This is a genomic window from Serratia sp. BNK-10 (assembly GCF_047456065.1).
Lineage (GTDB): Bacteria > Pseudomonadota > Gammaproteobacteria > Enterobacterales > Enterobacteriaceae > Serratia > Serratia ureilytica.
The window spans coordinates 3,648,100-3,664,767 of sequence record NZ_CP179894.1 but is presented as its reverse complement, the minus strand read 5'-3'; the positions used below and the strand labels follow the sequence as shown (position 1 = coordinate 3,664,767).

The window sequence follows — 16,668 nt, the reverse complement described above, 5'->3', positions numbered from 1 at the left end:
TCGCTTCAATCATGAGGTTTGAAGCAGATTATTGTTTTTGGTCTAAATATAGACTATATTCAGACCTTAATGTGATTGGTAGCGCCTGGGGGCACGATGAAAGTAGAGACCATCAGCTACGTTAAAAAAAACGCGGCCACGCTCGATCTCTCTGAACCTATCCTGGTCACGCAAAATGGGGTTCCCGCCTACGTGATAGAATCCTATGAGCAGCAGCAGGAGCGAGAGAACGCCATTGCTCTGCTGAAATTGCTGACGCTGTCAGAGAAGGATAAAGCGGAAGGGTGCGTGTTCTCAAAGGAACAGCTGTTGGATGGGCTTTAAGCATTACAGTGCTCAACATTAAAGGATTGCAATGGAACAGCAGGTGACCTTTGAGTACACGCTTACGGTAAAGCACTGCATCGGCACAATAGCGGGTTTCCTGCGCCGTATTGATGTTGAGCCACGCCCGGTTATCGCAGACATTCTCACTCAGTTTGAGCGCATCGTTGGCCAGTTTCCACAGGGATGCCAGATTTGCCCCGAGCTGCTGAAAATCGGCTGCGCAAAGTACCGGGAGTTTAACCACCCTGAAGGTTACCGGGTTTTGTATTCTGTCGACGGAAGGGTGGTAACAGCACATGCGATTTTGTCACATCGGCAGGACATTCAGCAGCTGCTGTTTAAGCGTCTGATCATGGCCTGATCGCCCTCAATATGCGCTAGCCGGCCCCCCACTGCGTCAACAGCGCATGCAGCCTGGCCGGTTCCAGCGGCTTGCGCAGCACCAGATAGCCTTCCTGCTCGGCCTCTTGCAGAACTTGCGAATTGAACTCGCCGCTGACCATGGCGCCACTCACGTCCGGCAGGCGTTCGAACAACGCTTTGAGGATGTCGAAACCGCTCTCGCCGGAGCGCAGGCGTTGATCGCACAGCACGGCGAACGGCGTAAAGCCGTCGTCGACGATGGCGAAGGCTTCCTCGGCGGAGGCCGCGCAGCGCACGGTGATGCCCCAGGTGCTCATCAGGCTTTCCCAGGCGGAGGTCACCAAAGGATCGTCGTCCACCACCAGGCAGGATCCCCGCAGCGGCGCGTAGCGGGTGGGCGTGGCGGTGTTGTCGTACGTCGCCGCGATCTCCGGCGCTTTGTCTTCGCCGATGTATTGCGCAAAGCGCATCCAGAAGCGCGAGCCTTTGCCCTCGACGGAGTGCATGCCGTACTTCACCTTCATCAGCTTGGCGCAGCGCGCTACCACCGCCAACCCTAGCCCGTGCCCGGCGCTGTCTATCTTCCACGCCAGCTCGGGGCGGTAATAAGGGGAGAAGATTTTGCTTTTCTCTTCGTCGGCGATGCCTACGCCGGTATCCCACACTTCCACCAGGCACTCGGCGCCGCGCGGGCGGATGGCGATCAGTACGCCGCCCCGTTGCGTGTAGCGCAGGGCATTTTGGATCAGATTGATCAGCGATTGCCGCACCAGCAGCGGATCGCCCATCACGCTGATGGGCCGCCTGGGCCGCCAGGTGCGCAGCGCCAGCGAGCGGCTGTTGGCCTCTTCGCGGAACAGGGTGATCACTGAGTCGAGCAGTGCGCCGATATCCACATGGGTGGCGGCGGTGCGCACGTTGCCGGATTCGATCTTGCTGAGATCAAGCAGCGAATTGAACATCAGATGCACTGAGCGCACGCTCTGCTGCAAATCCAGCAGCTGCGGCGTCAGGCTGTCGTCCCGGTTTTTGTGGATGATGGCTTCGATCAGAAAACCCATGGCGTGCACCGGTTGGCGCAGATCGTGGCTGGCGGTGGTCAGGAACTGGTTCTTGTCCAACAGCGCCTGTTCCGCCTCTTCTTTGGCCTGGCGGAACTGTTCCGCCAGGCGCGAACTTTGCTCTTCGAGCAGCGCTTGCTGAATAAAGAACGCATGTGAGGTTAACGCGTGGCGATAAATGGCGAAACCGTACAGCAAGTTCAGCATCAGCACGATGAACATCACGTCTTCCAGCCGCCAGATGATGCCGAGGTTCAGCAGCCCCCAGGAGGCGAAGAAAAAACGCGTAAAGGTGCTGATGACGGGCGTCAGATGCGTTGCGTTGGCGGCGACGATCGCGGCGATGCTGATATTGAGCAGCAGGAAAAAATCAAAGTTATGGGTCTGCGGGGTAATTAAATAGAGTGAGGAGATCCCCAGCCCGTGAATAAAGGCCACCTTATTAATGCGCGGCAGCCAGCGGCGCAGCACGGTGTCTTCATCATTTTCTTTGGCCTCGCGCAGGTAGCGCCGATGCCATATTCTGATCGCCACGGCGCATAGCAGGTAAACCATGATCCAGGCAATGGTTGGGCCAAGTTCATCCCCCAGCAAATAAATCCAGATGGCGAAAGGGATGCCGACGAAAGGTACGGCGGTAAAGCTGAACACCAATCGCATGAAGGTGTTGTCCAGCAGGCGGATCTGCGCGCGTGGTGAGATGCCATCATTTTGTAAATGCTGGAAAAATCTCATTGCGACGGCTCCCGTTTGCCGTGCAACAGCGTAATGGCTTCCACTCGGCTGTTGACGCCGATCTTTTTCAAAATATTGCTGATGTGTTCTTTGACGGTGGGTTCGGAAATAGACAGCTGCGCGGCGATCCTTTTATTGGGCAGGCCGCGCATCATCATATTTAATACGTCAATTTGTCGTGGGGTTAAATTAAATTTTTTTAAATGCTCGTGGTTGCTTTTAACGGCGAATTCATTCCCTTCAGGAAACCATTCATGATTATCGTTCAGTGCAAAGACCGCCTTGGCGAATAATTCAGGAGGTTCGTTTTTTAATACAAATCCATGCCCGCCGGCAGTGTGCACTTTCTGCCAGATATCGTTATTCTCGTCGCCGCTAACCACCAAGATCCGCACCTGAGGATAAAGTTGCTTTACTTCTTTGAGTAATTTCAACGCCGTACCGGAAGAGAGCCAAAAATCGATCACCAGTAAACGCGGCGGGCCGTTTTCCCTAATATGACGGTAGCAATTCTCTTCTGTGGTCACCACATGCGCCTGTTTGAATCGGCAATGCGTGCTGAGAAAATTAGCGATGCCGCTTGCTACCAATGGATGGTCATCAACGACCAACGCATAATCCTGCCCCAAAGGATTCTCCTTTCGCCTTCAAATATCAGATAGGTCTGATGAGTTATTATCAACCCTCCCTACTTTAGGAGGGTTTTTTCGTTTAGGAAAGGGAAATATATTATTCGAGGATTTGGATAAGAGAAAACATAAAGCCAATCGGTATTTTTAACTGATTGGTTATAAAGGATAATTTATGAAGAAACCACTTATCGCTTTAACCGTTACGATGATGATAGCCGGTTGTTCCACCCTGAAAACCGATCAGGCCATTCCGCTGCTGCAGGCGGAAACCGCTAAAATGCTGGGCCTGGGTTCATCGGACGAAATTACCGTGACCAATGTCAATGGCGCGCAGCCGGATGCGCTGGGCGGCCAAAAACTTTCTTATCGCGCCACCACAGAGAAAGGCCGAATTTTCGATTGTTCATCGCTGATGATGCCGGGAATTTTAGGCTCCTCGCCGTCGCTGAGCGCGCCGACCTGTACACCGGTAGTCACCCATAAATAATTCGCTTTGGAGGCGGTATTGCCGCTTCCTGGTTTTCCATCGTCGGAGCGCCAGCGCCGGGGGGCAATAAGCTTTTGCTTCGACGATCAATAAACCTGCGTGCGCGGAATAACGCCTCATACCTCCTCTAGCGCATTGAGTTTTCTTATAACAATACATTCCGCGACATCACGCTAACGAGTACGGAGATAGCCCGTGAATGACACGACATCGCATTCTTTAGCGGTTAAAACACCGCTTTCCAAACTTTACCTCGCTCTATTTTCCGCGCCGCTGTTGATGCTGGCGCCCGCCGATATCGCTCGCGCAGACGATGCCATTTTTGACGGCGACTCAAAAATTACCGAATCATTGGCCTACACCGGGGACGTTTACGTCGGCCGTAACCAAAGCGGCAACCTGCTGATCGAGAATGGCAAGATCAGCGCCTATAACATCAATATCGGCCGGATGTTCAACGGCCAAATTCATGACAGCGTAGTCACGGTCCGCGGGCCGAACGCCGAGCTGAATGCGGTGAACGATCAGTTCGTGCTGCGCGGCGGCCTCAATCTGGGGCGGGGCACTTTGCGGGTTGAAGAGGGTGCGCTGGCCAGCGCGAAAGAGATCGTGGTTGGCACCACCCGTGGCTATGACAGCCACCTTATCGCCACCGGCGCCGGTTCTCGCGTTACCAGCAATTTTCTCAGCGTCGGCACCGATCTGGGGGCACGTTCCACGCTGGCGATTGAAGACGGCGCTGTGCTGAACACCGCCTTTGACGCACGCATCGGCAATGGCAGCGGGCCGGGTGAGACCGATACGCTGAGCCCGAAAGCCACGGTCAAGGGGGCCAATTCCCAGTGGAACGTCGGCCGTGCGCTCACGCTCTACGGCGATCTGGACGTGCTGAACGGCGCTGCGGTTAACGTCGGTAATATTCAGGTGGCGGGCGTCTCGGGCGCGCGTAAAACCGCTGAGCTGACGATCGCCGGCAACGGCTCACGGTTTACCAGCGGCAGCAGCGTCAACGTCGGCGATTACGGCAATGGCGTGTTGGCGGTCATGGACGGCGGGACATTCTCCGCCGGCGGCAACGAAGTGGTGCTGGGCAAGACCGGTTCCGGCTCGAACCGCGGCGCGCTGATTATCGGCAGCCGCGGCAATATGGACACCGGCACCGGGTTGACCGAACCGACGCTCGGCGCGGCGGGCGCCGCTGGCGCCATCGATGCCCAGACGGCGATCGCCCTGCGAGGCGGATTGTTCCGCAGCTATGTGTACTTTAACCATACCGACGGCAATTACGTTTTCAGCAACAAGATGAGCGGCGAAGGCGAGGTGATCAACAGCGCCGGGCACACGACGCTGAACGGCGATCTCTCTGAGCTGCAGGCGAACGTCACCGCACGCGGCGGCAAGCTCATCATCGCCAGCGACATCAATACCCAGAAAGAAGACGACATCTTCGAGATCCAAACCCTCGGCGCCGAGAACGGCGGCACGCTGATCCTTAACGCGACGGCGGGCACCGACGTCAATAACGGGCTCGGCTACAGCAGCGCCGCGTCGATCAAGGCCGGCGGCACGCTGGGCGGCAACGGCACGCTGGGCCAGACCGAGATCCAGTCCGGCGGCCATATCTCGCCCGGCGACGGCAATATCGGCACGCTGACGCTGAAACGCTACCTGAACTTTATCGGCGAATCCTTCTATGACGTCGATATCGCCGGCGACGGCCGCAGCGATCAACTGCTGGTGGCGGGCAAAACCACCATCAGCGATCGGGCCAAGGTGCAGGTTACGGCGCTGGATCCGCAAACCAGCTATAAAACCGGCCAAAGCTACCGCATTCTGACCTCGGACGGCGGTATTGACGGCCAGTTCGCGTCGGCGGTCTCCAAGTCTGCCTTCCTCGATGTGGCGTTAAAACACAGCGCCAACGCCGTGGATCTGACCATCGCGCAGAAAGACACCGGCGGTGAAAACCCAGGCGGCGAGAATCCGGGTGGGGAAAATCCAGGTGGTGAGAATCCGGGCGGAGAAAACCCTGGCGGTGAGAATCCAGGGGGCGAGAATCCGGGCGGAGAAAACCCAGGCGGGGAAAATCCGGGGGGCGAGAATCCAGGCAGCGGCAAGCAGGGCATTTTCCAAACGGTGGCCGAGAGCGGCAACCAGTGGAATACCGCCGGCGCGCTCTCCACGCTGGCGCAGCGCGGTCCTTCACTGGCGCTGTACAACTCGCTGCTGCTGCTGAGCGCGCCGGAAGCGCGTGAGGCGTTCAATCAGCTGTCCGGCGAAGTCTATCCGTCGATGCAGTCTAACCTGATCGCCGGCAGCACCCAGCTGTTCAACGTGCTGAACCAGCGCATGCTGCGCCTGTTCGACAATGACAGTCTGCCGGTACCGCCGTTGGCGATGTCGCTGGTGCAACCGGCGCAGGCGCAAAACAGCGGCGTCTGGGGCCAGACCTTCAGTTCCTGGGGCAGGAACAGCGGCAACGGCAACGTGGGCAAGCTGGATGGCAACACCACCGGCTTCCTGTTGGGGGCGGATCGCAAGCTGGCGGACCATAACGTGCGCATCGGCGGTTACTTCGGTTACAGCCGCGGCGATTATGACGTCGACAGCCGCCGCTCCAAGGCCGATACCGACAACTACCACCTCGGCCTGTATGCGGCCGGGCAACAGGATGCGTTCTCGCTGCGCGGCGCGCTGGGTTACACCTGGCACAAGATTGAAGGCAAGCGCAACGTCGATTTCAGCGGCTTCTCGGATCGGCTGAAGTCGGATTATGACGCGAACTCGCTGCTGGCGTTCACCGAAGCGGGTTACCGTTTCGGCCAACCGGAGATGAACGTCGAACCGTTCATCAACCTGAGCTACATCCGCCTGCATACCGACAGCTTCCAGGAGTCGGGTGGCGCGGCGGCGCTGAGCGTGCGCAATGAAACGATGGACACCTTCTACTCCACGCTCGGGGTGCGCGGCGTGACTGAACTGCCGAAGAACGTCAGCCTTTACGGCTCGCTCGGCTGGCAACATGCCTACGGCGATAAGAACACCTCATCGCGCATGGCGTTTGCCGGCAGCGACGCGTTCGTCACTCAGGGCCAGGCCGTGGATGACAACGTGATGGTGGGCGATATCGGCGTGAGCGTGAAGCTGTCGCGCGCTGCGACGCTGGATGTCGGCTATCAGGGGCAATTCGGCGCCGATACCCGCGTCAATTCGGTCAACGCCAACCTGCGCTGGTCGTTCTGATTTTTCCTCTAGACTTCTCTGGTACTTGCAGGCCCGCTTGATGCGGGCCTTTTTTATGGTGGGCATTAAGTTTCCCGTGAGCCTGAGTAAGGGGGCGCTAAGACATTTCCCGATATGAGCAGGGCGGGATTGCCTGTATGATTAATGCTCTTATTGGTATGGGCAAGGGACTGATTTTCCAATGCGTGAATTGACAAGGCCGTTAACGATTTTCACCAGCAAGAAGCCTTTTAACGACCGTTTTGCGGATGATATGCAATATGGCGATATGGATGAACGTACACTTAAGCAACGGTATCGCTTGGGGCAAGTATCAACGTTTATCGATTGGAGTACTTATAAATCGCCCTATGATCATCCGGCAACGCGAAATATTCCGGCAGCAGGAAAAGAAAAGGCGGTTGCCATGCTTTTTGATGAGCTGAGAGCTGCATCGAGATACTTTTCTTTTACTGGCGTTTATCAAGGCTTGATAGTTAAGCTTTTCAATCATATGCAGTGCAATAACGGAACTGACTTTCAAGATGTTCAAATGGATTTAGCCTATAAAAGGCTGATACTGAGCGATAAATCAGAAAATAGTACGCTAATTCGAATTAAAAGTGTTCTCGACACCTTTGACTTTAACTCATATCGGCTGAATAAAGAGGCATTCGCTCTTCAGTTATCACAGAGCCGTTTGCCAAAGTATGTTCGCTGGGAAGACTGCATAAATGGAATGGGAGTCAGTGTACATGAGGTCAACAGTACAGAGATCAGTGTTGATTCTTTGGTTTTTCAAGGTAATAGATATACTGCCGTGATTAGCTATAAAGCTCAGGATCATTTTGGATTGGATAAAGAAGATATTAGCAAGTTAAAGTTTAATTCTATTGGTTTTTTCAGGATTTGGTTTGTACTTCAAAGGTATAAAGAGTTCGCGTTTAGACCCTTTTTCACCAACTTTGGCGCGAAGATAATAGTGACAGGTGAAAACTATGCTTAACAAGAAAAAGGTTGCGTTCTTTTCTTTGGTTGCCGTAGCGGCTTTTTGGTTGGTTTGGGTGCTTGTCAGGCCGGCTAATGTTGTGCGGGTTGATGGTGCTGCTGTTTATGTTCAATACCTTCCGTTGACCACGGAAGGTAAAATATCTTGGTGGAATGATAATAAAGATAAACTTCAGGAAAAATATCATATTATCAAAGACGAGAGTCACTTTACCGTTGCCGTAATGAATTTTGACGGCTATGTTGCCGCTCCGACGGGTAGCAATGATGGAAGTGTTGATGACTATCATTGTTTTGCCGAGGGCGATGCCAAGAACAAATGTATCTATAAGGATATAGCGATGATTATTAATGGTGATGCTAATAAAAGGATTTTTATCAGTCTGGATGGGAAGACTTTTGCTCAAGAGCCTGACGGTAAGACCACGCTGTTAAAAAAATAGTGACTCTTACCCCCTGATTTTCCTCGTTTTCAATCAGACTCGTCTAGGTGGTGGTCAGGGTTTCGCCCTCGCCAAGCCCGCGCAACGGCGGGCTGAGCAGGGAAGGACGTTTAACGCCCTTTTTTCTTGCGTCCTGGCTGGGTAAAGCGCTTGCGGCCGGCCGGCGCAGCGGTTTTATCGGCGCTTTTCGGTCCGCCGGCGCTCGGTTTTTTCGCCGGGGCAGATTTGGCCGGGGCTTTCTTCATCGGTTTAGCCTCGGACGAAGAGCCTTCAATCAGCTTGAACAGCTCAATCAGCTCGTCATCGGTCAGATCGCGCCATTCGCCCAGCGGCAAGCCTTTCAGGCTGACGTTCATGATGCGCGTGCGTTCCAGCTTGGTGACCTCATAGCCGAAGTGTTCGCACATGCGGCGGATTTGGCGGTTCAGCCCCTGCACCAGCGTGATGCGGAACACGAACGGCGCTTCTTTCTTCACCTTGCACTTTTTGGTCACCGTGCCAAGCATCGGCACGCCGGCACCCATGCCGCGAATAAACTCGTCGGTCACTGGCTTGTTGACCGTCACCAGATACTCTTTCTCGTGATTGTTGCCGGCGCGCAGGATCTTGTTGACCAGGTCACCGTGGTTGGTCAGAAAGATCAGCCCCTGCGAATCCTTGTCCAAGCGGCCGATCGGGAAGATGCGCTTGCTGTGGTTGACGAAGTCGGTGATGTTGTCGCGCTCGCCGTCCTCGGTGGTGGTGACGATGCCGACCGGTTTGTTCAGCGCGATCAGCACCAGATCTTCTTCATTGCGCGGTTCGATCAGCTGACCGTTAACCTTCACCACATCGCCGGCAAATACCTGGGCGCCAACGGTGGCGCGTTTACCGTTGATGAAAACGTTGCCCTGTTCGATGTATCGATCGGCGTCGCGGCGTGAGCAGATACCGCTCTCGCTAATGTATTTGTTCAGACGAATGGATGAGTTAGTCAGCATGGGATCTCCGTAAAACGCGGACTATACATTACCCGGATGGCGCTGCGAAGCGAATCATGCAGGAGGCGGCGGCTATGAACAAAATCCGTCCCTGCATCAAAAAGTGCAGACGATAAGTGGTGTCGACAGGCCTGCGTCTTATTGCGATGCTGTTGTCGTCAATAGACTTGCGATCGTCGTTTTGGCATAGCCGATGAATGCCGCCAACGGCTGCTGATGCTGAGACAGGTCATCTATCGCTTGTCCGAGATAAACTCGCCGCGCGGTGCTAAGTACCGGCTGGTGTTCAGATGGCAAGCGTTCCAGCAGCCATTCGGCGGCCACATCTTTGGGGGCGATCCGACCGGTTGCCGCGCTGAACCAGATGCGCGCTAGCGCAAGCACAATGTTGCATTCGTCGCCATGCCAGTCATCAGGTTCTTTCCATTGACTCAGGGTATCGGTGAGCGCGGCGATGAAGTCACTGCGAGGGACGCTGTCATACAGGAGTTCAAAGGAGGCGCCGAACAGATGTCGATGATGCTGCCGGGCTTTGGTAAGCAGGATCGCCACATCAGGATCCAAGGTGGCGGGGGAGACAATTCCCACCAGCAACTCTTCACGCAGCCATTCGCCAAACTGTAACTCACGTCGTGGCGGATAGCGCCAAGGTTTGATGTCGGTCTGTACCAGCACGGTGACTTCCAGCGGGCGAAAAATACTGTCGGCATCTGGCGGAGCCGACACGGTCAGCAAAGCTTTCATGAGGGCGGCCCGAGTGGTTGACATCAGCGGCTTGCTGATGACGACCAATATGTCGATATCGCTGTTGGGTTTAAGACCGCCATCGACCGCAGATCCATACAGATGGATGCCCAAGAGTGTCTCGCCGAGTTGCTCTGTCAGCACATTGTATGCGGCGTCGATCTGTGCGGCGATTTCGGTTGGAAGTGTTTCTTTTATAGCTAATTGGCGATTGTTAAAAGATGGCTCAAACCGTTCCCCCACCTTCACCACCCGGGTGTTAAGCGGGGTGAGCGTCTGCCCGGCGTTGCCGATCGGCGTCAGGCGCGGCACGGGGCGGCCGCTGTCGCTTTCTACCAGCGTTGAGTGCGCTTCTCCCTCGGCGAACAAATGATCTTCCCCCCACTGGCGCAGGCCAACGATCACCGGAAACAGCGCGCGGCCTTTCTCGGTCAGCACATACTCCTGATAGGCACTGCCGTCCGCGGCGGGCACGATCTCCAGCACGCCGTGCGTCACCAGGGCGCGCAGCCGGGTGGTAAGGATGTTCTTCGCCATCCCCAGCCCTTTTTGAAATTCGCTGAAGCGGGTGACGCCGTCGAAGGCGTCGCGCACGATCAGCAGCGACCACCAGTCGCCAATCACATCCAGCGTGCGCGCCACCGGGCACGGCGCGTCTTCCAGGCTCTTACGTTTCACGACGATTATCTCCTGCTGCATATTCTGGTTGCATTATAAAACCTCTGCACCTAAAGTCCATTGGGTTTAATAATGAAACTACATTGAGGTGTGCGATGAGCGACAAACTGCTGGATCCTCCCTGTGCGGCATTAGGGCGCCTGCCGGCCGCCCTGGTACTGCTGTTGGCCGCCGCCAGCGCCTTTAGCGTGGCCAACGTTTACTATGCGCAGCCGCTGTTAGACGCCATCGCCCGCGATTTTTCCATCAGCCTGGCGGCGGTCGGCATGGTGATCGCCGTGACTCAGTTGGGCTGCGCGCTGGCGTTGCTGTTGGTGGTGCCGCTGGGGGATCGGTTGAACCGGCATCGATTGCTGGCGGGGCAACAGCTGGGGCTGATTGCTGCGCTACTGTTGGTGGGCTGGGCGCCCAGCGCGCCCTGGCTGCTGGTGGGGATGATGCTGGTGGGGCTACTGGGCACCGCCATGACGCAGGGCCTGATCGCGTTCGCCGCCGCCCTGGCGCCGCCGCAGGAGCGCGGGCGGGTAGTCGGCGCGGCACAGGGCGGGGTGGTGCTGGGGTTGCTGCTGGCGCGCACCTTGTCCGGCGCGCTGGCGGACGTTGGTGGCTGGCGCACGGTGTATTTCTTCTCTGCCGGAGTGACGTTGGTATTGCTGCCGATCCTGTCGCGCCTGCTGCCAGCGCCACGCACTGTTCCCAGCACGCTGAGTTATCCCGCGCTGCTGGGTTCAATGTTGAGCCTGTTGTTGCATGACCGCACGCTGCAAATTCGCGGCATGCTGGCGTTGCTGATGTTCGGCGCTTTCAGCCTCTTTTGGAGTTCGCTGGTGTTGCCGCTGAGCCGGCCGCCGTTCAACTTCACCCATGCCGCGGTGGGAGCGTTCGGCCTGGTCGGCGCGGTGGGCGCGCTGGCGGCAGTGCGCGCCGGGCATCTGGCGGATCGCGGGCTGGGGCAGACGGCCAGCGGCGCGTGTCTGCTGCTGTTGACGCTGGCCTGGCTGCCGCTCGGTTTGCTCGGCAGCGGCCTGGTTTGGCTGGTGGCGGGCATCGTGCTGCTGGATCTGGCGGGCCAGGCTATCCATGTGCTGAACCAGAGCATGATTTTCAGCGCACACCCGCAGTCGCACAGCCGGCTGGTGGCCTGCTACATGCTGTTTTACGCCGTCGGCAGCGGACTGGGCGCCTTTGCCGGCACCCATGTGTACGTCTGGGCGGGCTGGAGCGGCGTTTGCTGGCTGGGGGCGGGCGTCAGCCTGAGCGCATTGCTGTTTTGGCGGCTGACGCTGCGCGGGATGCCGGATGCGGCGGGTAAGGGCTAGCGGGCCGGTGAGTGCATCAGGTAATAATCTTCTTCGCCGTCGTTGCCGGTGGAGATGATGCGCCAGCCGTGCTTGCGGTAGAACGCCAGCGCTTTTTCATTTTTCACCAGGCATTTCAGCGAACCGGTGGCGGTGAAGGTGGCTTGCGCCGCATGCAGCAGCGCACTGCCGACGCCGCGCGGCGGCTGATGGGGATCGACATACAGGTTATGAATGAAGTTATCTTCGCGGTAGACGGAGACAAATCCCAGTAGCGCGCCGCCGTCTTCCGCCACCCAAATCGCTTCGCCCAGCGTCGCGCCGTCGAAATCTTCCAACTGATAGTTTGAGGTATCGCGCCAGCCGAACGCCGCCTTGCGCGACGCCAGGTACAGCGTGCGCAGGAAGGGGCGATCGGTCTCTTGGTAGGGTCTTATCTGCATGGCATCTCCCGGTGGTTTGTGCTCACTATAGCGCATTGCGCGGCGTATGCCCGCAGGGCCAATTTAATCGCTTGTTTGTCCGCGCCGCCGCTGGCATGATCCCCTGCAGGGATTAACGCAACGTTGATCACAACCTATTGATTTTCATGACTCGGGGTGCCCTTCCGCGTGAAGGCTGAGAAATACCCGTATTACCTGATCTGGATAATGCCAGCGTAGGGAAGTCACGGCCGCTCAACCGGCGCCGCCTTCTTGAACGCCGGTTGGGAGGAATATGATCGCTCGACCTGATGCACTACCCGGCGCCCGCGCCGCGGCCTGCCTGACCCAATTCCAACAGCGGCCTCCGCTGATCCACTGCCTGACCAACGAAGTGGTGCAGTCGCTGACCGCCAACGTGCTATTGGCGCTCGGCGCCTCTCCGGCGATGGTGGTGGAGCCGCAAGAGGCGGCGCAGTTCAGCGCGCTGGCCGACGGCCTGCTGATCAACGTCGGCACCCTCAACGCGCTGCGCGCCGAATCGATGCGGGCGGCGGTGGCCGCCGCCAATCGGGCCGGCAAGCCCTGGACGCTGGATCCGGTGGCGGTCGGCGCGCTCTCCTACCGCACCGCCTTCGCCAAACAGCTGCTGGACGAGAAACCGGCGGCGATACGCGGCAACGCCTCGGAAATCATGGCGCTCAGCGGGTTGCTGGCCAGCGGCCGCGGCGTGGATAGCGGCGACGACTCGCTGGCGGCATTGCCCGCCGCGCGTGAGCTGGCGCAGCGCAGCGGCGCGGTGGTGGCGGTCACCGGCGCGGTGGATTACATCACCGACGGCCAACGCGATTGGGCGATCGAAGGCGGCTCTCCGCTGATGACGCGGGTGGTGGGCACCGGCTGCGCGCTGTCGGCGGTGGTGGCGGCGTTTTGCGCCCTGCCGGGCGATCGCCTGGACAACGTGGCGACCGCCTGCCGGGTGATGTCCCACTGCGGCGGCCTGGCGGCCAGGCAGGCCGCCGGGCCGGGCAGCTTTACGCCGGCGTTCCTCGATGCGCTGTATCAACTGCGCGGGGAGGATCTGTGATGAAACGCATTAACGCCCTGACCATCGCCGGCACCGATCCCAGCGGCGGCGCCGGCATTCAGGCCGATTTGAAGGCCTTCTCGGCGCTTGGCGCCTACGGCACCTCGGTGATTACCGCGCTGGTGGCGCAAAATACCCGCGGCGTGCAGTCGGTGTATTACATCGATCCGGCGTTCGTCGCCGCGCAGCTGGACTCGGTGTTCAGCGACGTGCGCATCGACAGCGTCAAGATCGGCATGCTGGCCAACGCCGACATCGTGCAGGCGGTGGCCGAACGGCTGCGCCATTACCGGCCGGAATTCGTGGTGCTGGATACCGTGATGCTGGCGAAAAGCGGCGATCCGCTGTTGGCGCCGGAGGCGGTAGAGTCTATCCGGCGCGAGCTGTTGCCGCTGGTGTCGATCATTACGCCGAACCTGCCGGAAGCGGCGGCGCTGCTGGCGTGCGCGCCGGCGGAAGATGAAGCGCAGATGCGCGAGCAGGGGCGGGCGCTGCTGGCGATGGGCTGCCGGGCGGTGCTGATGAAGGGCGGCCACCTGAGCGAAAGCGAGAGCCCGGACTGGCTGTTTACCGCCGAAGGCGAGCAGCGCTTTACCGCGCCGCGCGTCGCCACCCGCCACACTCACGGCACCGGTTGCACGCTCTCAGCCGCGTTGGCGGCGCTGCGCCCGTGCCATGCCGACTGGGCGGCCACGGTGGCCGCCGCCAAGGACTACCTGCAACACGCGCTGCAACAGGCGGATACGCTGGAAGTGGGGCACGGCATCGGGCCGGTGCATCATTTTCACGCCTGGTGGTGAGTCAACTTTTTGCCGCAACCGTGGTCTGACTAGTTCAGGCCCGGTTTACGGGCGAAACCTGATTTAACCTAGGGAGAAGGACTATGACGGGACACCAGGCGCTGCGTTGCGCCCTCTTCGGCGCACTGCTCAGCTTCAGCGCGGGCAGCTTCGCTCAGCAGATCGTCACCACATCGGATTTGATTCAGCAGCCGGGGTATCAGGCCAGCTGGCAAAACATGGTCAAAGGCCAGGCGCGGATGCCGGGCTGGGCGCGCAAGGGCGTCGGCACCTCTACGCCGGCGCAAAACCTGAGCTGGAAGGGCAAAGAGTATCTGGTCGGCAATCTGTGCAAACCGCACGACTGCGGCAACAACTTTTTGATCGTGGCGTTCAGCGCGGATAAATCCCAGGCCTGGGGCGTGCGAGTCGCGGTGGAAGATCGGCCGGAAGCCGTCGATCATCCGAAGAAATACGCCAAGTACCAGTGGCTCGGCAAGCCGGATGACGACATGAAAGCGCTGCTTAAGCAGCAGTTTGAGAACAATCCCGACTGGAAATGATCTGACCGGGGGCGCTGACGATGCCGCCCCCGGCGTCGATCAGCCAATGCCGGCCTGATGCAGATCGTGCAGGTTGAGCGCCCCCACCAGCACGCCGTCCATATCGACCACCGGGGCCGCGCTGATGTGCTGTTCGTGCAGCGCTTCCAGCGCTTCGCCGGCGCGCCACTGCTCCGGCAGCCGATAGCCGGGGCGGGTGATCGCCGGGCTGAGCGGATCCTGCAGGCTGTTGCCCTTCACCAGCCAGCGGCGCAGGTCGCCGTCGGTAAACACGCCCACTACCCGCTGCTGCGCGTCGCACACCGCCACCAACCCGAGCCCGGTGCGGCTCAGTTCCAGCATCGCTTCCATCACGTTGGCGCTTTCGCTCACGCGCGGCAGGCGATCGCCGGTGCGCATCAGGTGATGCACGCGGTTCAACAGGCGCGCCCCCAGGCTGCCGCCCGGGTGCGAGCGGGCGAAGTCTTCCGCATTGAAACCGCGCTGGCGCATCAGCGCCATCGCCAGAGCGTCGCCCATCATCAGGGTGTTGACCGCGCTGGAGGTGGGCGCCAGCCCCATCGGGCAGGCTTCGCGCTCGACGCCGATATCCAGTACGCATGCCGCGGCCTGCGCCAGCGGCGACTCTTTGCCGCCGGTGATGGCGATCACCGGAATGCCGTTCTCCGCCAGCAGCGGCAGGATCAGGTCCAGCTCTTTGGCGCGGCCGGAGTAGGAGATGAACACCACCACGTCGTCGGCGCCGATCATGCCGAGATCGCCGTGCAGCGCCTCCGCCGGATGAACGAAGAACGACGGCGTGCCGGTGCTGGCCAGCGACGCGGCGATTTTTTTGCCGATATGGCCGGACTTGCCGATGCCGGAAATCACCGCTTTGCCGCGGCAGTTCAGCAGCAGCTCGCAGGCGCAGACGAAATTGTCATCCAGGCGCGCCAGCAGGCGCTGCGCTTCGGTCAACTCGATCTCCAGCGTTTCGCGGGCGAAGGCGAGCAGGGCGTTGGCGTTACTCATCGGGGTCTCCTACCAGAATGATATTGATGCCTTTCGCCTGCAGGGCGGCGAGGTAATCGGGGTTGATGTCTCGGTCGGTGATCAGCGTATCGACGGCGCTGAGTTCGCACACCACGTTCGGGCTCTTGCGGCCGAATTTCGAGGAGTCCACCAACAAAATAATGCGGCCGGCGGCTTCGCACATCGCTTTGCTGACGTTGTGCACTTCGTTGAAGGTGGTGACGCCGGCGTTGAGATCGACGCCGTCCGCGCCGATAAACAGCTTGTCGAAGCTGAATTGCTGAAACGCCGATTCGGCCAGGCTGCCGTGGAACGAGGCCGATTTTTTGCGGTAGGTGCCGCCGGGCATCAGGATGGTCTGATCGTTGTCCAGTTCCACCAGCGCGTTGACGATGGTCAGGCTGTTGGTCATCACCGTGATGTTATTGAACTGCGCCAGGTGCGGCACCATCTGCAGCACCGTGCTGCCAGCGTCGAAGATCAGCGAGTCGCCGTCGGCGATCAGCGCCACGGCGGCGCTGGCGATGCGGCGTTTTTTCTCGGTGTTGATATGGGTTTTACGGTCGATTGGCTGATCGCCGTCGTCGCGGCTGAGTACTACGCCGCCGTAGGTGCGGATCACCTCGCCTTCTTCTTCCAGCAGGGTGAGATCTTTGCGGATGGTGGTGCCGGTAGTGGAGAAATGCTCGGCCAGGGCGTCCACTGCCGTTTTGCCATGCTGCTGCAGATATTCAAGGATAGCGGCCTGCCGCTGCTTTGGTTTCATCGCGATTCCCGTTCACAAGAGTGGGGCATTTCCCCTCGCTGAATAATTCACTATGAAAGGTA

At 58.8% G+C, this 16,668-nt stretch carries 17 protein-coding genes, 1 pseudogene and 1 riboswitch; of the genes and pseudogenes, 10 read left to right on the top strand and 8 right to left on the bottom strand.

The annotated features are described in order from the left end of the window. Positions 1-96 precede the first annotated feature (96 nt). Positions 97-324, top strand: coding sequence for a type II toxin-antitoxin system Phd/YefM family antitoxin (locus tag ACMGG9_RS17680; protein ID WP_033651562.1), 228 nt, complete (start codon positions 97-99; stop codon positions 322-324). A 31-nt stretch (positions 325-355) separates the two neighbouring features. Further along, complete coding sequence (locus ACMGG9_RS17675) at positions 356-688, top strand: type II toxin-antitoxin system RelE/ParE family toxin (RefSeq protein WP_414161603.1); 333 nt, start codon at positions 356-358, stop codon at positions 686-688. Between the two features lie 16 nt (positions 689-704). Here ACMGG9_RS17675 and ACMGG9_RS17670 read toward each other — a convergent pair whose 3' ends face one another. Together ACMGG9_RS17670 and ACMGG9_RS17665 are read right to left on the bottom strand one after the other, a co-directional pair. Continuing rightward, a complete protein-coding gene (locus ACMGG9_RS17670; RefSeq protein ID WP_414161602.1) occupies positions 705-2,486 on the bottom strand; it encodes an ATP-binding protein in 1,782 nt (593 codons plus the stop codon). Next, positions 2,483-3,115: a LuxR C-terminal-related transcriptional regulator gene (locus tag ACMGG9_RS17665; protein WP_414161601.1), complete on the bottom strand. Its 633-nt coding sequence runs from the start codon at positions 3,113-3,115 to the stop codon at positions 2,483-2,485. The genes ACMGG9_RS17670 and ACMGG9_RS17665 overlap by 4 nt, the downstream gene beginning before the upstream one ends. Positions 3,116-3,290: 175 nt before the next feature. On the opposite strand from ACMGG9_RS17665, the gene ACMGG9_RS17660 reads away from it, so the two are divergent. The 4 genes from ACMGG9_RS17660 (at position 3,291) to ACMGG9_RS17645 (ending at position 8,278) form a co-directional block, all read left to right on the top strand. Beyond that, positions 3,291-3,605: a hypothetical protein gene (locus ACMGG9_RS17660; RefSeq protein WP_025303891.1), complete on the top strand. Its 315-nt coding sequence runs from the start codon at positions 3,291-3,293 to the stop codon at positions 3,603-3,605. Between the two features lie 195 nt (positions 3,606-3,800). After that, positions 3,801-6,848 (top strand): autotransporter domain-containing protein, encoded by a 3,048-nt coding sequence (locus tag ACMGG9_RS17655; RefSeq protein ID WP_414161600.1) that lies wholly within the window; start codon positions 3,801-3,803, stop codon positions 6,846-6,848. Positions 6,849-7,029: 181 nt separating this feature from the next. Then, the gene (locus ACMGG9_RS17650; protein WP_042785204.1) at positions 7,030-7,833 is read left to right on the top strand and encodes a YPO3983 family protein; all 804 of its coding nucleotides are present in this window, start codon (positions 7,030-7,032) and stop codon (positions 7,831-7,833) included. After that, positions 7,826-8,278, top strand: coding sequence for a DUF943 family protein (locus ACMGG9_RS17645; RefSeq protein WP_033644077.1), 453 nt, complete (start codon positions 7,826-7,828; stop codon positions 8,276-8,278). The genes ACMGG9_RS17650 and ACMGG9_RS17645 overlap by 8 nt, the downstream gene beginning before the upstream one ends. Before the next feature lie 110 nt (positions 8,279-8,388). On the opposite strand, the gene rluF is transcribed toward ACMGG9_RS17645, so the two are convergent. The 3 genes and pseudogenes from rluF to ACMGG9_RS17630 form a co-directional block, all read right to left on the bottom strand. Then, complete coding sequence (gene rluF, locus ACMGG9_RS17640; RefSeq protein WP_089192127.1) at positions 8,389-9,258, bottom strand: 23S rRNA pseudouridine(2604) synthase RluF; 870 nt, start codon at positions 9,256-9,258, stop codon at positions 8,389-8,391. A gap of 138 nt (positions 9,259-9,396) precedes the next feature. After that, positions 9,397-10,200, bottom strand: a complete 804-nt coding sequence (locus ACMGG9_RS17635; protein ID WP_369334399.1) for an aminoglycoside adenylyltransferase family protein — start codon at positions 10,198-10,200, stop codon at positions 9,397-9,399. 42 nt (positions 10,201-10,242) lie between these two features. Then, a pseudogene (locus ACMGG9_RS17630) lies at positions 10,243-10,680 on the bottom strand (winged helix-turn-helix transcriptional regulator); the annotation flags it as partial. Positions 10,681-10,775: 95 nt separating this feature from the next. Here ACMGG9_RS17630 and ACMGG9_RS17625 point away from each other — a divergent pair. After that, positions 10,776-11,999 (top strand): MFS transporter, encoded by a 1,224-nt coding sequence (locus tag ACMGG9_RS17625; RefSeq protein WP_342174250.1) that lies wholly within the window; start codon positions 10,776-10,778, stop codon positions 11,997-11,999. On the opposite strand, the gene ACMGG9_RS17620 is transcribed toward ACMGG9_RS17625, so the two are convergent. Further along, positions 11,996-12,421 (bottom strand): GNAT family N-acetyltransferase, encoded by a 426-nt coding sequence (locus ACMGG9_RS17620; protein ID WP_033644074.1) that lies wholly within the window; start codon positions 12,419-12,421, stop codon positions 11,996-11,998. The genes ACMGG9_RS17625 and ACMGG9_RS17620 overlap by 4 nt on opposite strands. A gap of 142 nt (positions 12,422-12,563) precedes the next feature. Next, positions 12,564-12,660, top strand: a riboswitch (TPP riboswitch). Positions 12,661-12,695: 35 nt separating this feature from the next. Here ACMGG9_RS17620 and thiM point away from each other — a divergent pair. The 3 genes from thiM to ACMGG9_RS17605 all read left to right on the top strand — a co-directional run bounded on the left by thiM (position 12,696) and on the right by ACMGG9_RS17605 (position 14,829). After that, the gene (thiM, locus tag ACMGG9_RS17615) at positions 12,696-13,487 is read left to right on the top strand and encodes a hydroxyethylthiazole kinase (protein WP_414161599.1); all 792 of its coding nucleotides are present in this window, start codon (positions 12,696-12,698) and stop codon (positions 13,485-13,487) included. Then, entirely contained in the window at positions 13,487-14,287 is an 801-nt protein-coding gene (thiD, locus tag ACMGG9_RS17610) for a bifunctional hydroxymethylpyrimidine kinase/phosphomethylpyrimidine kinase (protein ID WP_414161598.1), read from the top strand. The genes thiM and thiD overlap by 1 nt, the downstream gene beginning before the upstream one ends. Before the next feature lie 83 nt (positions 14,288-14,370). Further along, positions 14,371-14,829: an inhibitor of vertebrate lysozyme family protein gene (locus ACMGG9_RS17605; RefSeq protein WP_033648850.1), complete on the top strand. Its 459-nt coding sequence runs from the start codon at positions 14,371-14,373 to the stop codon at positions 14,827-14,829. Positions 14,830-14,868: 39 nt separating this feature from the next. Here the strand turns inward: ACMGG9_RS17605 and gutQ are convergent, their stop codons facing one another. Further along, complete coding sequence (gene gutQ / locus ACMGG9_RS17600; RefSeq protein ID WP_049270680.1) at positions 14,869-15,840, bottom strand: arabinose-5-phosphate isomerase GutQ; 972 nt, start codon at positions 15,838-15,840, stop codon at positions 14,869-14,871. Next, positions 15,833-16,606, bottom strand: coding sequence for a glucitol operon DNA-binding transcriptional repressor SrlR (srlR, locus tag ACMGG9_RS17595; RefSeq protein ID WP_033644070.1), 774 nt, complete (start codon positions 16,604-16,606; stop codon positions 15,833-15,835). Before srlR ends, gutQ begins: the two co-directional genes overlap by 8 nt. Positions 16,607-16,668: the final 62 nt, after the last annotated feature.

Coding starts and splice junctions, on each gene's coding strand:
- ACMGG9_RS17680 (WP_033651562.1), top strand. CDS start 97: ATGAAAGTAGAGACCATCAGCTACGTTAAAAAAAACGCGGCCACGCTC.
- ACMGG9_RS17675 (WP_414161603.1), top strand. CDS start 356: ATGGAACAGCAGGTGACCTTTGAGTACACGCTTACGGTAAAGCACTGC.
- ACMGG9_RS17670 (WP_414161602.1), bottom strand. CDS start 2,486: ATGAGATTTTTCCAGCATTTACAAAATGATGGCATCTCACCACGCGCG.
- ACMGG9_RS17660 (WP_025303891.1), top strand. CDS start 3,291: ATGAAGAAACCACTTATCGCTTTAACCGTTACGATGATGATAGCCGGT.
- ACMGG9_RS17650 (WP_042785204.1), top strand. CDS start 7,030: ATGCGTGAATTGACAAGGCCGTTAACGATTTTCACCAGCAAGAAGCCT.
- ACMGG9_RS17645 (WP_033644077.1), top strand. CDS start 7,826: ATGCTTAACAAGAAAAAGGTTGCGTTCTTTTCTTTGGTTGCCGTAGCG.
- rluF (WP_089192127.1), bottom strand. CDS start 9,258: ATGCTGACTAACTCATCCATTCGTCTGAACAAATACATTAGCGAGAGC.
- ACMGG9_RS17625 (WP_342174250.1), top strand. CDS start 10,776: ATGAGCGACAAACTGCTGGATCCTCCCTGTGCGGCATTAGGGCGCCTG.
- ACMGG9_RS17620 (WP_033644074.1), bottom strand. CDS start 12,421: ATGCAGATAAGACCCTACCAAGAGACCGATCGCCCCTTCCTGCGCACG.
- thiM (WP_414161599.1), top strand. CDS start 12,696: ATGATCGCTCGACCTGATGCACTACCCGGCGCCCGCGCCGCGGCCTGC.
- thiD (WP_414161598.1), top strand. CDS start 13,487: ATGAAACGCATTAACGCCCTGACCATCGCCGGCACCGATCCCAGCGGC.
- ACMGG9_RS17605 (WP_033648850.1), top strand. CDS start 14,371: ATGACGGGACACCAGGCGCTGCGTTGCGCCCTCTTCGGCGCACTGCTC.
- gutQ (WP_049270680.1), bottom strand. CDS start 15,840: ATGAGTAACGCCAACGCCCTGCTCGCCTTCGCCCGCGAAACGCTGGAG.
- srlR (WP_033644070.1), bottom strand. CDS start 16,606: ATGAAACCAAAGCAGCGGCAGGCCGCTATCCTTGAATATCTGCAGCAG.